Below are 272 nucleotides of genomic sequence, written 5' to 3' on the forward strand. Positions count from 1 at the left end.
GATATTTACCGCTATTATGATTGTAATGCGCCTATTATCGTCGTTAAAACATGATGAATCCGAACGCGGTATCTTTTATCTTGGGCGAGCCTTGGTCAAAAATGGGCCTACCTCTATTATTATCTCCAGCGCCGATGACGACAATGAGTTGGTCAAACGTCTAGAGCGCGATGGTAACATTTACCATCAGCTGCACATCAATAAAAAATCGTGGCTGTCGCTATTACAAATTGCGCCGCTGCGGCATCTGATTAAACAATACAATCCTGATG

At 43.0% G+C, this 272-nt stretch carries 1 pseudogene; it reads left to right on the forward strand.

Annotated features, from left to right (window positions below):
* Positions 1 to 16 precede the first annotated feature (16 nt).
* A pseudogene (locus tag AAEY79_RS14940) lies at positions 17 to 272 on the forward strand (glycosyl transferase family 1); the annotation flags it as partial.

Source organism: Psychrobacter sp. GW64-MNA-CIBAN-0177, from assembly GCF_040309585.1.
GTDB lineage: Bacteria > Pseudomonadota > Gammaproteobacteria > Pseudomonadales > Moraxellaceae > Psychrobacter > Psychrobacter okhotskensis.